Here is a 14,988-nt window from a genome sequence, read left to right on the forward strand (position 1 = left end):
CTAGAGGTATAGACAACTAGCTTCATTGGAAAAGCTGCCGACATATTCTCGACAGCCTGATATCTTACTCTCTCTATTACCCTACTTAAATTGCAACAGTGCTTTTTCAAGTGTTTCTGCAATGGCTTTCATGCCAGACTTGTTCCCTTTTTTCTCTGCGTCTGGATTATAGTTTGTATTCGTATTTACATCGTACGTAAATAAATCACCATTTTCATTCTGTATGCATTCGATCCCAGCAAATGTAATACCGTTTGCTTTCAAGAATTCTTCGTATTTTTTTAGAATAGGATGATCAAAGTCTTCAATGATTTCGAATTTAGGCTTTTCGGTTGCTGGAGTTGTTGGGCAGTAAGAATCACCAACCTGGCATACATCAGCCGGGCAGAGTTCAAATCCTTCAGACGTATCTACTTTAACGGCATATAGAAACTTACCTCCTACAAATTCACAGCGTGTGATCGAAGCATCAGGGGATTGAATGTAGTCTTGAAGTAAGGTGATTCCGTCGATCGATTCATCAAAGTCATCGCTGTCTACGTACTGTTTCAATGCTTCTTTGCTTTGAAATAGTTGAACACCTAGTCCTTTTCCAGCTCTGTTATGCTTTGTGATGAACGACCCATCAAAGGAGTCAGCAGAACGGATGAGATGCTCTTTCCCAACTGCAGCAATCGTCTTCGGAGTGGTAATGCCGTGTTCTCTTAGCGCATTGTATTGAGCAACCTTACTTACCTCAAGTGCTAGTGCGCGACTATCGTTCAGTACAAGGCGACCATGGCTTTCAAGCCAGGAGATTACTGCAGCGGTATATTCAGGTGCATAACGATGATTTCTTGTATGTGAAGACGCACTCATTCTGTTATAAAAGATTCCCTCTGGAGGAATTTCAGTTAAATCAAGCTTTCCACTGTCCAAAAACCAATCTTCATATGGAACATCGAGCTTCTCTAGCTCACCTTTAAGCGGTGTTGTCCATTCTTCATTTTCGTGTAAAATGTAAACCTTCGAACTCATGGTGTAGCCTCCTTTTATAATAACCAGAAAATCCAATCGATTTACTCGAGTATAAATCAGAATTAATAGAATTCCCAGTACAGAGGAGAAAAGGGTAGTGAACAGACGCAGCAGTTTAAAAGAAAACAAGCTAACGAGATTTTCTCGCTAGCTTGAGAGTCTAGAGTATTAAAATGCCCAGTTCCCGCTCCTAAAGACCGGTTCACTCGATCCATCGCTTTTGATGCCATCGATGTCCATTTCTGCTGAACCAATCATGAAATCTACATGAGTGACACTTTCATTGGCACCAGCAGCTTGTAGCTCTTCTTTAGACTTGGTTTTCCCGCCTTCTAAACAGAAGGAGTAGGCATTGCCAATTGCAAGATGGTTCGATGCATTTTCATCAAAAAGAGTGTTGAAGAAGATCGTATCTACATTTGATATTGGCGAATCGTGAGGAACGAGCGCAACTTCTCCAAGGTACCGTGCACCTTCATCCGTTTCGAGTAGATGCTGAAGAGTGTCATTACCTGATTTAGCTTCTGCTTTTACAATTCGACCTTCTTCAAATGTTAATGAGAACTCTTCGATCACCGTTCCGCCATAGCTTAACGGTTTAGTTGAAGTCACTACGCCGTTAACGCCTTGTTTGTGTGGAATGGTAAACACTTCTTCTGTGGGCATGTTCGCTACAAAGTGATTTCCTTTTGCGTTCTCACTAATACCACCTACCCACTGATGAGCTTCAGGGAGCTCAATGGTTAGGTCAGTACCAGGCGCACGATAGTGGAGTTTACTGTAGTGCTTTTCATTTAAATAATCTACTTTTTGTTCAAGGTTAGCACTATGTTCTTTCCAGGCTTGAACAGGGTCTCCTTTTGAAACGCGCGTTGCATCAAAGATTGCTTCCCATAATAACTCTTCTTGCTTATCTTCTGGTGCTTCAGGAAATACCTTTTCGGCCCACTGTTTTGATGGAACCGCTACAACTGACCAGCTGTTATGATCTGACATGATGTAGTCTCGGTATCCTTCAAGCGCTTTTCCCGCCGTTTTACTTGCTTTGGAAATCCGCTCAGGATCAATTCCTTTTAAGAGATCAGGGTTTGAAGAAACGATCGATAGAAAAGCTGCGTCGTTTTCAGCCAGTTCTTCAAAACCTTTCGCTTTCCACATCGGAAATTCTTTGAATGCTTCATCTGGAGCTTTCTCGTACTTAATTCGAGTTAGACTTTCATCATTCCATTCAACGTGGACATTCTTAGCTCCAGCGTCATAAGCACTTTCAGCGATCTTTCTAACGAATTCAGCTGAAGTGAGTGGTGCGTTCACAACAAGAGTTTGTCCTTCTTGAATGTTGACGCCGACCTTAACTGCGAGGTCAGCATATTTCTGTAAATTCTTATGAAAAGTGGTCATAAACAGTCTCCTTTATTCATTTATATTCCTACAAGTTAAGTTTATCAGATATAAAGCTCATCGGTGAATATTTATTGAAAGCGCTATCATGAAACAAGTTTCTGGAAATGTACACGCTTTTCAGGATATCTTATTAGTAAATCCTCTGTATTGGAGTGGTAGAGAATGAGTAACAAACAAAGTGAAGTGGCAACATTTGCCGGAGGATGTTTCTGGTGTATGGTTGAACCTTTTGATGAAATGCCAGGGATTCAAAGCGTAGTAACAGGATATACGGGTGGAGATAAACCATATCCAACGTATGAAGAAGTAATCTCCAAACAGACTGGTCACGTGGAAGCGGTGCAGATTACGTACGACCCTGAGGTATTCCCTTATAGCAAGCTGCTAGACCTTTTTTGGCGCCAAATTGATCCTACTGATGATGGTGGGCAATTCTTCGATCGTGGTGATACGTATAAGACAGCAATTTATTACCACGATGATGCGCAACAAGCGTTAGCAGAAGAGTCCAAGGTAGCACTAGCTGAAAGTGGGCGATTTTCAAAACCGATCGTCACAGAAATCCTTCCTGCAAAACCATTTTATCCTGCTGAAGATTATCATCAGGATTATCATAAGAAAAACCCTGGTCACTATAAACGTTACAAAAAAGGATCAGGCCGAAAAGCGTTTATTGAAGATAACTGGACTTTTCAGAAAAACGACGATGAGCTTCGTGAGCGCTTAACTGATATTCAATACGACGTGACACAGAAAAATGGTACGGAACGACCATTTCAAAACGAATATTACAATAATGATCAGCAAGGAATCTATGTTGATATCGTCTCGGGTGAACCATTGTTTAGTTCAACTAATCAATATGATGCGGGGTGTGGCTGGCCAAGCTTCACTCAACCCATTCACAAAAACTTTGTTAAAGAAAAGAAGGATCTCAGTCACTTCATGATTCGCACAGAGGTTCGTAGTAAAGAAGCAGAATCTCATCTCGGTCATGTTTTTAATGATGGACCTACTGAGAACGGGCTGAGATACTGTATTAATTCTGCAGCGATGAAGTTTATTCCGAAAGATAAGCTAGAGGACGAAGGCTACGGTGAATTTCGCGTGTTGTTTCAATGATAACTTATGATGTAGCGATTGTAGGCGGGGGATTATCAGGAATCCTTGCCGCGAGAACGATGATGAAGCAAGGACTTTCAGTAGTCGTGATCGATAAAAGTAAAAGTGTCGGTGGCCGAATGGCGACGAGACGCCTCGATGGTGGGAGAGCCGATCATGGAGCGCAATTCTTCACAGTGCGATCACGAGAATTTCAGTCTCATGTGGATGATTGGATTCAAAATGGCTGGGTGGAAAGCTGGTTTGGTGATAAATACGCAAGGTATAAGGGGATTGAGGGAATGAATCAGCTTGTGAAGAACTTATCTGGGGATCTTCCTTTGAAGCTGAATTTCCAAGTGCAACACATCAGCAAACGAAACAGTGAGTATGTGCTCGTATGTGAAGATCGAGAAGAGATAACGGCAAAAGCAATTCTCTTAACTCCTCCTGCACCTCAAGCGGAAAAATTGCTAAATCAAAGTGAATGCAGTGTATCTAAAGAGGCTTTAGATACACTTCGAAATCTCAAATTTAGTCCTGCTATCGTAGCACTAGTTACCCTAACGAAGAATGCTCATACAGGATTACCTGAATCAGGTCACCAGGATACTCTATTATCTAAAGGACTTGAACGAATCGTCGATAGCTATAGGAAAGGTATCTCACATGAAAGAATTGTTAGCATCTATGCTACTCCTGAGCTGTCTAAGAAATTGTATGAAGAAAGTGACGGTACAATAAACGATGAGCTAATAAAGCTTGCAACACCGTTCATTCCCGTACGGGACATCGTTTCTTATCAGATAAAGAAATGGCGGTATGCACAGGCCGAAAACGTGTATATGTCCCCGTTCCTTTCTGTCTCCGATGAAGAAAATATTCTAGTAGCGGGAGATGCTTTCTTGTATGAAGACGATCAATCTGGTCGCACAAGGATTGAAAGTGCTGCCCGCTCAGGTCTTGCGGCCGCAAAAGAAATGATAGGAAGACGATATAACGCTTCATCATGAGGCTTAAAAGGTCTGTCGAGTACTTCTCGTCAGACCTTTTTACATGATTGGGGGGAGCTTCTGGTTATGATAGAGGTAACGATATGTTTCGGAGAATTCTCGAAAAGTGAAAAGTAATGTAAAGGGTGTGCAGAAGGAAAGAGCTCTTTCTGAATAATGGATGCAGATTTTCCTTCATGGTGTTTACTAAGAACATCATATTGCACGGCTTTTAAGTACGTAAGCTTTTCCTCTAGTCGAACTCGTCCGTTAGGAAGGACGCCGGAATGGGAGCAATACATCGTTTCGAAATCACATTGCATTACTTTTTCAATCGAATCGATAATGTCAGGGATCGACTCAAAGGCGAAGATACTCTTTGGTTTACTCATCACATATAGATCGCCAGAGAATAACCATCCCTTGTCTTTCTCGAGAAGCGCCACATGATCCGGGGCATGACCGGGCGTATGGATCACGTCAAATGTACAGTGCTCAGTGCGAACTTGATGACCTAGTGGCATCGGAGAGAATGGTTTTCTATTTCCCCAAAACACTTTTCGATAGAAAGGAAGTTTTGGCTGTTGCTTGCAGAGCTCTATTCCGGTTGCATGGCTATAAATTGGCACGCCTTTACTCAATGAATGAGCATTTCCAGTATGATCTTCATGATGGTGTGTTAAGATAATTTTATTATAGTGTTGCTTTTCTAACTGAGAGGCGAGTTCACGCTGCAACCTGGCGGGGCCTGTATCGATAAGAAGCTCATCCACAATGTATAGGTAGACACTCATGGAAATCCCGCCTCGTTTTACAGATCCTTTTATTGCGGTAACATCATCTTTGTTCGTAACAGTAAGCAATGCACATCACGTCCTTCGATCTTCTACTACCTAGTATAGCTCTAAATGGGTAAATGAAAAGTTATCTAAGACATTCTTGACATAGGATTTTAATCTTTGTATAATTATCTTGAATTCAAGATAAACGCATCGACTGGTAAGGGTGAACAGTATGAATGAATCGCTAGACAGGGAATTATCTCTAAAGCTTTTTATTGTTATGGCTAGGGCCACTCGATCTGTGACCGATCAAGTGAAGATAGACATTCAAAACCATGGATTAAATCCAACAGAATTTGCTGTATTAGAGCTTCTTTATCACAAAGGTAGTCAACCACTTCAACAAATAGGAGAGAAAATCCTACTTGCTAGTGGAAGTATTACGTATGTGGTCGACAAGCTTGAAACCAAAGGTTATTTGAGAAGAAATCCATGCCCGAATGATCGTCGCATCACTCATGCGGTGGTTACAGATGAGGGGAAGGCATTAATGGATCGTATTTTCCCTGAGCATGAGTTGAAACTCCAGAAGATTTTTGCTGGACTCGATGAATCAGAGAAAGAAACAGCTATTTCATTAATGAAGAAGCTTGGTCACTATGCGGAGAAGCTCTAAGCTTCTTTTGCCTAATTATCTCGAAGTGGAGATTCTTGAATTTGAGAATATTGGCGCTTTAAGTTTAAAATTGGTTTTGTAGGGAAAATATCTCGAAGTAGAGATATTTTGTATTGAGGTATTCTGAAAAATATAGCTTAAGAGGGAGTGTTTTTGTTGAGTACAAAAATTTTAATTCCGTATTATAGTGCTTATGGTCATATTTATCAAATGGCTCAGGCAGTAGCAGAAGGTGCAAAAGGTGCTGGAGATGTAGAAGTGAAACTGGTGAAAATTCCAGAATTCGAAGGTGTCAAGCAAGCAATGTCTGCACAGCCACCATACGTAGAGGCACAAGAGGCGCAAGATCCTATTCCAGAAGCAACACATGATGACCTTCGCTGGGCTGACGGTATTATCTGGGGCATTCCTACTCGTTATGGTTCCATGCCGGCCCAAATGAAACAATACCTTGACTCAGCTGGGTCGCTTTGGATGAATGGTGAGCTCGAAGGGAAAGCAACGGCTGTTGTCACAAGTACTGGATCGATTCATGGAGGACAAGAAACAACAGCGCTAACGACATTCGTACCATTGATGCACTTTGGTATGATTTACGTTGGTCTTCCGTACGGTGAAAATCCAGAACAACTGTCAACCGAAGGAATTGGTGGTTCCCCATATTCAGCTTCTACGGTGGCAGGACCAGACGGATCAAGAACACCGGTGGAAGTAGAATTAACGATGGCAGGTAGACTCGGTGCACGCGTTGCAAAGGTAGCGGGAGCATTGAAGAATATTTAAATAGACAAAGCCAGCACCTCACAGGGAGATGCTGGCTTTTTTTATAGGTTTCGTATTTTGCTCTTGGAGTACAGTCACACCTAGAAGTCCAAATAATGTAAAACCAAATGTGTTAACAAAGCCATGAAAGAAGACCATTAACGGAATGCCGAGAATGACTGTTTCATTCACATGAGCAAATCCGTAGATCATAGCAGAACTCATAGAAAAGAGAAGAGCCATAAATGAGATCGACAATAGCATTTGAACTGAAAACTCAAGCTTTGGAACGAGGTAAACAAGCGAAAGGATTGCAAATACAATTAATGGCGAAACAAATTCAATGACAGAAATGAATTCTAATACAGGTAAGGTTTCTGAAAATGTTATCCCTAAAGCAATGAAAGGCGGGCCTAAAAGGACAAGATAAGCAAGTATTGTAAACCATGGTTTTAATTTCGGTGCAAATGTAAGTAAGTACTTCCCCAGGAAAGCCATCGTAATAGGGGTGACAAAGGCAGCATAATGAAAATGAATCGATGTAAGCAATACGATTACATCGCTGAAATGAAGAACTTGAATACCTGATCTATGAAGAACGAGCCACATTCCTCCGATACTGATATACATAAGCCCCACTTGAATCAATACGTGATAAATTTTGCTTTTCTTCCAGGTTTGCAATACTTTCGTAACCCCAAAGAGAGCAATAAGTATTGTTGTAATGAACCATGGAATAGCTAAGATTACCGCAAATGTGCCTTGTTCTAAGAAAAACGAGACCCCGGCTAACACAGCTGCGATGGGTTGCAGGTTAGCTGCATAACGGTAGAAAGAATTTTTCTTTTGTTGAACTAAATGAAGCGTAAGCGGCACAAGAACGAGATAAGCAAACATCAGTAGCATCATCACATACTGAAGCGTATCGATTGGCGTTGTGACGAGCTTCGTTACTACAAATGCGACCCACAAAAACAGTCCCGCAAAACTACTAGTTTTCATCATGATTTCACCTCTCTTTTAGTGTACGATGAAGAGAAGATAGAAGAAAGAAAATTATAGGAGAGAGGCGAAAAAAATGGATTCTTCAACACAACAACCTGTTCTGGGCTTTGTTGGAACAGGGGTAATGGGTAAAAGCATGGTTCGTAATTTAATAAAGGCGGGGTATCGTACGCTCATCTATACGAGAACAAAAGAGAAGGCTGCAGAGCTTTTAGAAGAAGGAGCCGAGTGGCAAAATTCAATTGCTGAGCTTTCCTCAGCATCAGATGTCATCATGACGATGGTGGGGTATCCAGTTGATGTAGAAGAAGTATATTTTGGAGATGAAGGCATCATTAACAATGCTCGTTCTGGATCGTTTCTGATTGATTTTACTACATCGAGTCCGACGTTAGCAGAAGAAATCTATCAGCTTGGACTATCAAGAAAGTTATACACACTTGATGCCCCCGTATCAGGAGGAGACGTGGGAGCAAGAAATGGCAAGCTTTCGATTATGGTCGGGGGAGAACAAGAAGTGTTTGAAAAAGTGAAGAAACTCTTTGAAATCGTCGGTGAAAATATCGTCTTGCAGGGACCCGCAGGTGCCGGGCAGCACACGAAAATGTGCAATCAAATCGCTATTGCGAGTAATATGATCGGGGTGTGTGAAGCGATCGTCTATGCTGAAAGAGCTGGTCTAAACCCTAAGAAGGTCCTGAAAAGCATCGAATCGGGTGCTGCAGGAAGCTGGTCTTTGAGTAATCTTGCACCAAGAATGATTTCGAACCAATTAGAGCCTGGCTTCTATGTAAAACATTTTATCAAGGATATGACGATTGCGCTTGAATCTGCAAAGCAGATGGGAATGCTGACGCCAGGTCTTGAACTTTCAAAAAAGCTATATGAGGATTTGGCTGAACGTGGAGGAGAAGACAACGGGACACATGCCCTCGTTACATTGTTTCGAAAGTAGGAACCTGGGGGTGGCCAGGTTCCTGCCATGAAAAGGGAAGATTACGTTGAATGCCGAATACAATAAATAAGAAATAAAAGACTAGTATTTTCAGGGAAATAATCGTGTGTTTTTTTTGGGAAGGCTCTACTCCCAAAGGTTGTTTCTTTAGAAAGAATTTTTGTATAAAGAAACACACTTTGCTTGTTGGAGCGGAAATCCCCCACACATATCGCAATAATGTTTACGAAAAGAGCATTTAGAAAACCCTATTTCTTTTTTGATTTTTTCTCGATTTCTTCAGAAACAATGTATGCAAGATCATCGTTTCCGTATAATGAAAGTACACTTAGAACAGTTTGATCAGGTATGTGCTCTGATTCTTCTTTAGCTACAATAAGTTCAAGACTCTGTTTCAATGCTGGGTTTTTTATTTGATCAGGATAAGCTGTTTCATAGAGTGATTCCGGGTTAAGATCATTATTCACGCACCATTGCGCAAATACAAGAATCATCATATTTTCATCGCGCTGATAGTTTTCGATTACTTTTTTTTCAATATCTTTTCGGTCCAATGAGAACCCTCCGTTTCCCTAATCTACCGTTAGTGTACTCGGACAATTTGGGCATGACAAGAGTATTTATTCATTTCATATCATAGATAGCTAGGATCTACCCCAAACTACCCGATGGAGGGACCGATATGAATAAGAAGGAAGTAAGAAGCTGGATGATGTACGACTGGGCGAACTCTGCTTTTGCCACAACGATGATGGCAGCTGTTTTACCAGTATTTTATTATGATGTCGCAGCAAAAAACATTGATAAAAGTCTAGCTTCTTCTTATTGGGGATATTCTCAATCGATCGCTGTCTTGATCGTTGCTATTCTTGCCCCGGTGCTCGGTGCGATTGCTGATTATTCCAATTCGAAAAAAATGTTTCTAAGGTTCTTTGCTTACATGGGTATTCTGGCCAGTATTCTCATGGCTTTTGTCGGGGAAGGTGGGTACCTTTTAGCATCTCTGTTACTAATCCTTGGGACGATCGGTTTTTCTGGTAGTAATGTGTTTTATGATGCTTTTCTACCCGAAATTGCCAAAGATGGGGAAATCGATCGCATTTCCGCTAGAGGATATGCATTCGGATACATCGGTGGTGGAATCTTACTTCTTATTAATCTAATGATGATTCTGCACCCGTCATGGTTTTTATTACCGAACACTCTCGTAGCTACTCAAGTTTCCTTTGTAACGGTAGGAATTTGGTGGTTTCTCTTTTCGATACCAATGTTCAAAAATGTGAATGAACAAAAGCGAATTCATTCCAAATTGACCGGCTCCTATTTGTCCGTAGGGTTTAAACGTGTTGGCGTCACCTTTAAAGAAATCAATCAGTACAAACATTTACTAATCTTCCTATTTGCTTTCTGGCTTTATAACGATGGCATATCAACGATCATAAAGATGGCAACGATTTACGGTCGTGACATTGGAATAAATGCCAACGATCTCATAGCAGCCATTTTGATCACACAGTTCGTTGGTATACCATGTGCATTTTTCTTTGGATGGCTCGCGAAAAAAATCACTCCAAAAAAAGCACTTCTGCTTGCGCTATGGATTTATGTTGTCATCGTATTTCTTGGCTATTTTATGACTACAGCCTTGCACTTCTATATCCTCGCTTTTATGGTTGGTTTCGTACAAGGAGGAGCCCAGGCATTGAGCCGCTCAATATTTGGGAGTATGGTTCCTGAACATCGACATGCAGAATTTTACGGTTTCTATGGAATATCGGCTAAGTTCTCAGCGATATTCGGACCATTTTTGTTTGCGCTTGTAGGTCAATTAACGGGTTCTAGTCGTCTCGGGATTTTCTCTATCGTTCTTTTCTTTATAGGAGGGATTTATCTTCTGCACAAAGTTAACATCGATAAGGGAAAGGAAGAAGCGAAGAAAGCAATGGTACAAGATGGGATTCAAATGTAAGCGAAAGCGCCTCTCCCAATAATAGGGAGAAGCGCTTTTTTTTATTTATACGATTGGACTAAAGTGTTTAAGAGGTAAGGGGAGTGTGCAGTCCTTCCCAGTATCATAAGAACGATTTCCGATCTGGTCTTTTAATTCCCTTACACAGTTTTCTTCATTATGCCAATAATCATAAATGAGGGGCAGTATCGTTGTCGCTTCGTCTGATGCCTGTTCAAGTAGTTCTTCAAAAGTGGCATTCGATTCTTCTTCTTTCACAGAGGGGTGCAACCAGACGTTGCCTTCTTCGTTTAAATAATCCTCATTCCCAATCTCTTTCCTGTATGAAAAAGAAGATACTTGTTTTCTCAACACCTTGTTTTTCCAACCGAAGGGGTCAAATAATAATTTTAGCGCAAGAACCATATCGTGATAGGATTGGTCGATGTAGTGATCTGGCATACGTGCTGCGCTCTCAGGATAAAATCGATGGATCAACTCAGAAAGCATTTGTTCAATTGGTTTATAGAGTGTTGAACCAACATTAATTTCTTTGTATACAGGTGTTTTCCATGTGTCGATGTCTTTATGCTCCTTCATTAAGAGCGTGTCGATGATGATCTCAAGGCGCTGATGCTTATTGCCTTCAAGGCCAGCTCGATAATGAATATAGGGATGGGTATTTCGGTCGAGGATGTGGTGAGTGACGAAACCAAGTATATAGGACTGGATGCGCGGATCATCGGTTTTACCGTATTCAATCATATCTATAAGAAATGGGCCACAATGGTTTTTATGAAGGACTTCACCAATCTCTTGCACCGGCGTTTCTTTCCATGGCCAGAAATTATGATAGAAAAAAGGGTCGGGCCCTTGTGCCCCTAGTCGGAAATATGGGAGGTGGTCTTTGATGGTACTCCATATGCCGGCTTCAGTAATCGCTTCTTCTGCAAATAATATATGTGTCCAAACATTCGGCATCTTTAGGTCCCCTCCTGTTGAAGTCTTTCTTCTATTATACCTAAGATATACCTGTCTTCTTGCTAGTTTTTGAAAAGAAAAGTTGTGGAGAGAGATGGATACTCTTTCTTTTCCCTTTTTTTCGAGAAAAGAAGCGTAAAAAAAGCAAAAAACCCGGTACTTGACCGGGTTTTTACTACTTCAAGAAAACTTTTTCAATGTCGTCTAGCATTTTATTAGCTGAAAGAACGCCACCTGATGTGTTCCAGATTGCATCGCTAACTTCATGGACATTCCCTTCTTTCACAACTTCTAAGTTGTTCCAAAGCGAATCGTTTGTCCATTCTTTTTCTGTTGTACTCGCTTCACCATCGCCAGCTTCATAAGTGAAGTAGAAGAGAACGTCTCCATCCATTTCAGGAATGCGTTCTTTTGTTACTTCTTTGGCGAATTCTTCCTTTTGCTGTGATTTAGGTCGAGCAAAGCCTAGCTCTTCAAGGATAACCCCTGAGAATGAATCTTTATAGTAAATTCGTGTTTTTCCAGCAAGGAAACGAACGACAGAAACTTCCTTCTTAAGTTGTTCACCTAGATCAGAGCTCATTGACTCAATGCGCTCATTGTAAGCGTTCATTACTTCTTTGCCTTTGTCTTCTTTATTCAATGCCTTCGCATAAAAATTGAAGTTCTCCTGCCAGTCGCCTTTAAGCGTTTCTGAGAAAACCGTTGGTGCGATGGAGCTCAATTGGTCGTATACGTCTTCTTGACGAAGTTTATTTCCGATGATCAGATCAGGTTTAAGGGCAGCGATGGCTTCAAGGTTAACTTCACTCTCTGTTCCTACAACTTCAACGTTCTGCATGTCGTCAGAGATGTGGTCGTACCATGGGTCACCGAGCCAAGATTGAACGGCCCCAACTGGCTTTACACCAAGTGCAAGAAGAGCTTCTGTTCCTTCATTTGTTAGAATGACTACTTTTTGAGGTTCAGCTGGGACGTCTGTTTCACCCATCGCATGTTTCACTGTCCGCATTTCAGAGCTTTCAGAATTATTATCATCTGCGGAATCCTGTTGATTATTTGTATTTCCGTTATTCGTACCACAAGCAGAAAGGATCATCACGATTGCAAGCAAGGTAATCATCCAACCTTTTTTAAACATATGTTTTTCCCCCTATGTATGTTGATAATCATTTTCATTTACGTAGTTATCATACTGAATTGTCAAACATGTGTCAATGTTTAATTGATATTGATTCTCAAAATCATTGACACGCTTTCAAACTTTTTCTACACTTAATTGGAAGGTGTAGAAAGGGATTAAAAAAATGACGAACATAAAACCCATGACGCTAAGGTGGATGGGGGTTGCTGTTGGAATAGTTGCTGTAATGATCTTGATGGCGCTAAGCGTTGTTTACGGCCTAACAAGCATTTCCTGGGAAACCGCCTGGCAGTCTTTCACTAAATTTAATGGAAGTAATGAACATATTATTATAAGAGAAAACCGCGTGCCACGAGCACTTATAGGGGCAACAGTTGGAGCTAGTTTAGGTGTTGCTGGTGCACTCATGCAAGCGATCACACGAAATCCTCTCGCGTCACCTTCTATTCTAGGAGTGAATGCGGGAGCGAGCTTTATGATTGTAATAGCGGTGACGTTCTTTTCTGTGTCTTCTCTGACAGCTTTTAGTTGGCTAGCATTCTTAGGAGCAGGAATTGCATCAATCGTTGTGTATACGCTTGGTTCCTTAGGAAGAGAAGGGCTTACACCGATGAAGTTAACGCTCGCTGGCGCAGCGATCGCTGCGATGTTTTCATCGCTGACGCAAGGGATGCTCGTATTAAATGAGAAAGCCCTTGAAGATGTCCTCTTTTGGCTTGCTGGGTCAGTAGAAGGACGCAGTCTCACAATTCTTGTATCTGTTTTACCATACATTTGTGTTGGTTTGATCGGTTCTATTCTCATCAGTTCAAAAATTAACACGCTCGTCATGGGCGAAGATGTTGCAGTTGGACTCGGACAGCGCACGCTTCTAGTTAAAGCGATCGCAGCGCTTTTTATAGTCTTCTTGGCAGGAGGATCAGTTGCAATCGCTGGTCCAATCAGCTTAGTTGGAATCGTAGTTCCGCACCTGGCCCGCTATGTTGCAGGATATGATTACCGATGGGTAGTACCGTATAGCGCAATTCTTGGGGCTATACTATTGTTATTAGCAGACATAGCAGCGCGCTTTGTCATTATGCCACTAGAAGCACCAGTCGGCGTGCTGACAGCTGTTATTGGAGCTCCATTCTTTATTTACATTGCACGAAGGGAGTTTAACCAGCTATGACAAAATATGCTTCCTTCAGAACTCGAATGTTTTCCTATTTAATCGATCGAAAAGCTGTGTGGATTACGATTATACTCGCTTTATTCGTTATCATTTCAGGGCTGATTAGCATTGGAGTCGGTGAAATTTTCATGACCCCTATGGAAGTTGGGAAAGCCCTCTTCGGATATGGAACCGATATGAATGAGCTTGTCGTGAAGCAGTTTCGTTTTCCTAGGGTTGCGATGTCCATTCTCGCAGGTGGTGCTCTAGCTGTTTCTGGAGCCATTTTACAAGGAATGATAAGAAACCCACTTGCATCACCAGATATACTAGGGATTACTTGGGGCGGAGCTCTTGCGACGACAGGTTTTTTGGCAATATTTAGCGATCGAGCAGATGCTCTAACGGTAAGTATTCAATGGATGCCACTCGCATCATTCATTGGTGCGATCGTAACTGGATTTCTTGTGTTCATCCTTTCTTATAAAAATGGAATATCTCCTATCAGACTTGTACTGATAGGAATTGGGCTTGCTGCTGTACTGCAAGCGCTCACGACGCTTCTCATGATCTTAGGACCAATTTACCGTGCTTCTGATGCGAACATATGGATTACAGGTAGTGTCCATGGTACGAATGGAAAAGATGTACTCACCCTTTTTCCATGGGTAGCCATTTTACTATTAGTATTAATGGTATATTCAAGACGAGTTAACCTTCAGGAACTAGGTGATGATATAGCAAAAGGTGCCGGAGCAATCTTAATGAGAGATCGAATTGTTCTGTTGTTCATTAGTACCGGACTCGCAGGTGGTGCAGTTGCATTTGCAGGCGGAGTCGGATTCGTGGGCTTGATGGCACCGCACATCGCTAGGAAGCTAGTCGGGTCGTCCTTCGGCGTACTCGTTCCTGCATCAGCTCTCGTAGGAAGTATGCTCGTCATTGTTGCTGATTTAATAGGGAGAACGCTGTTTTCACCTCTAGAAGTGCCAGCAGGTGTATTTACAGCAGCGATCGGAGCTCCTTACTTTGTTTACTTACTGTACCGTTCTAGAAACTTATAAATGA

General features: G+C 41.6%; 14 protein-coding genes and 1 pseudogene. 8 read left to right on the forward strand and 7 right to left on the reverse strand.

The features are described from left to right. Positions 1–81 precede the first annotated feature (81 nt). Positions 82–1,017, reverse strand: coding sequence for an ATP-grasp domain-containing protein (locus tag SJY16_RS01380; protein ID WP_377887273.1), 936 nt, complete (start codon positions 1,015–1,017; stop codon positions 82–84). Positions 1,018–1,185: 168 nt separating this feature from the next. Continuing rightward, positions 1,186–2,418, reverse strand: a complete 1,233-nt coding sequence (locus SJY16_RS01385) for an aminopeptidase (RefSeq protein WP_377887274.1) — start codon at positions 2,416–2,418, stop codon at positions 1,186–1,188. Between the two features lie 165 nt (positions 2,419–2,583). On the opposite strand from SJY16_RS01385, the gene msrB reads away from it, so the two are divergent. After that, on the forward strand, positions 2,584–3,543 hold the full coding sequence (gene msrB, locus SJY16_RS01390) for a peptide-methionine (R)-S-oxide reductase MsrB (RefSeq protein WP_377887275.1): 960 nt from the start codon (positions 2,584–2,586) through the stop codon (positions 3,541–3,543). Next, positions 3,540–4,535, forward strand: coding sequence for an NAD(P)/FAD-dependent oxidoreductase (locus tag SJY16_RS01395; protein ID WP_377887276.1), 996 nt, complete (start codon positions 3,540–3,542; stop codon positions 4,533–4,535). The genes msrB and SJY16_RS01395 overlap by 4 nt, the downstream gene beginning before the upstream one ends. Before the next feature lie 29 nt (positions 4,536–4,564). On the opposite strand, the gene SJY16_RS01400 is transcribed toward SJY16_RS01395, so the two are convergent. Next, positions 4,565–5,377, reverse strand: a complete 813-nt coding sequence (locus SJY16_RS01400; protein ID WP_377887277.1) for an MBL fold metallo-hydrolase — start codon at positions 5,375–5,377, stop codon at positions 4,565–4,567. A 151-nt stretch (positions 5,378–5,528) separates the two neighbouring features. On the opposite strand from SJY16_RS01400, the gene SJY16_RS01405 reads away from it, so the two are divergent. Together SJY16_RS01405 and wrbA are read left to right on the forward strand one after the other, a co-directional pair. Next, on the forward strand, positions 5,529–5,972 hold the full coding sequence (locus tag SJY16_RS01405) for a MarR family winged helix-turn-helix transcriptional regulator (RefSeq protein ID WP_377887278.1): 444 nt from the start codon (positions 5,529–5,531) through the stop codon (positions 5,970–5,972). Positions 5,973–6,128: 156 nt separating this feature from the next. Continuing rightward, positions 6,129–6,755 (forward strand): NAD(P)H:quinone oxidoreductase, encoded by a 627-nt coding sequence (gene wrbA / locus SJY16_RS01410; RefSeq protein ID WP_377887279.1) that lies wholly within the window; start codon positions 6,129–6,131, stop codon positions 6,753–6,755. An 18-nt stretch (positions 6,756–6,773) separates the two neighbouring features. Here the strand turns inward: wrbA and SJY16_RS01415 are convergent, their stop codons facing one another. Further along, positions 6,774–7,739 carry a YndJ family protein gene (locus SJY16_RS01415; protein ID WP_377887280.1) on the reverse strand — a complete coding sequence of 322 codons (966 nt, stop codon included), beginning with the start codon at positions 7,737–7,739 and terminating at the stop codon, positions 6,774–6,776. Between the two features lie 58 nt (positions 7,740–7,797). Here SJY16_RS01415 and SJY16_RS01420 point away from each other — a divergent pair. After that, positions 7,798–8,694 (forward strand): annotated as a pseudogene (locus SJY16_RS01420) (NAD(P)-dependent oxidoreductase); the annotation flags it as partial. A 248-nt stretch (positions 8,695–8,942) separates the two neighbouring features. On the opposite strand, the gene SJY16_RS01425 reads toward SJY16_RS01420, so the two are convergent. Further along, a complete protein-coding gene (locus SJY16_RS01425) occupies positions 8,943–9,248 on the reverse strand; it encodes a hypothetical protein (protein ID WP_377887281.1) in 306 nt (101 codons plus the stop codon). A 128-nt stretch (positions 9,249–9,376) separates the two neighbouring features. On the opposite strand from SJY16_RS01425, the gene SJY16_RS01430 reads away from it, so the two are divergent. Next, on the forward strand, positions 9,377–10,663 hold the full coding sequence (locus SJY16_RS01430) for an MFS transporter (protein ID WP_377887282.1): 1,287 nt from the start codon (positions 9,377–9,379) through the stop codon (positions 10,661–10,663). Positions 10,664–10,708: 45 nt separating this feature from the next. Here SJY16_RS01430 and SJY16_RS01435 read toward each other — a convergent pair whose 3' ends face one another. Both SJY16_RS01435 and SJY16_RS01440 read right to left on the reverse strand, forming a co-directional pair. Next, positions 10,709–11,623, reverse strand: a complete 915-nt coding sequence (locus SJY16_RS01435; RefSeq protein ID WP_377887283.1) for a zinc dependent phospholipase C family protein — start codon at positions 11,621–11,623, stop codon at positions 10,709–10,711. Positions 11,624–11,798: 175 nt separating this feature from the next. Then, the gene (locus tag SJY16_RS01440; protein WP_377887284.1) at positions 11,799–12,764 is read right to left on the reverse strand and encodes an ABC transporter substrate-binding protein; all 966 of its coding nucleotides are present in this window, start codon (positions 12,762–12,764) and stop codon (positions 11,799–11,801) included. A gap of 166 nt (positions 12,765–12,930) precedes the next feature. On the opposite strand from SJY16_RS01440, the gene SJY16_RS01445 reads away from it, so the two are divergent. After that, positions 12,931–13,938, forward strand: coding sequence for a FecCD family ABC transporter permease (locus tag SJY16_RS01445; protein ID WP_377887285.1), 1,008 nt, complete (start codon positions 12,931–12,933; stop codon positions 13,936–13,938). Continuing rightward, a complete protein-coding gene (locus SJY16_RS01450) occupies positions 13,935–14,984 on the forward strand; it encodes a FecCD family ABC transporter permease (protein ID WP_377887286.1) in 1,050 nt (349 codons plus the stop codon). Before SJY16_RS01445 ends, SJY16_RS01450 begins: the two co-directional genes overlap by 4 nt. Positions 14,985–14,988: the final 4 nt, after the last annotated feature.

This window comes from Alkalihalobacillus sp. R86527, from assembly GCF_042466185.1.
GTDB lineage: Bacteria > Bacillota > Bacilli > Bacillales > Guptibacillaceae > Guptibacillus.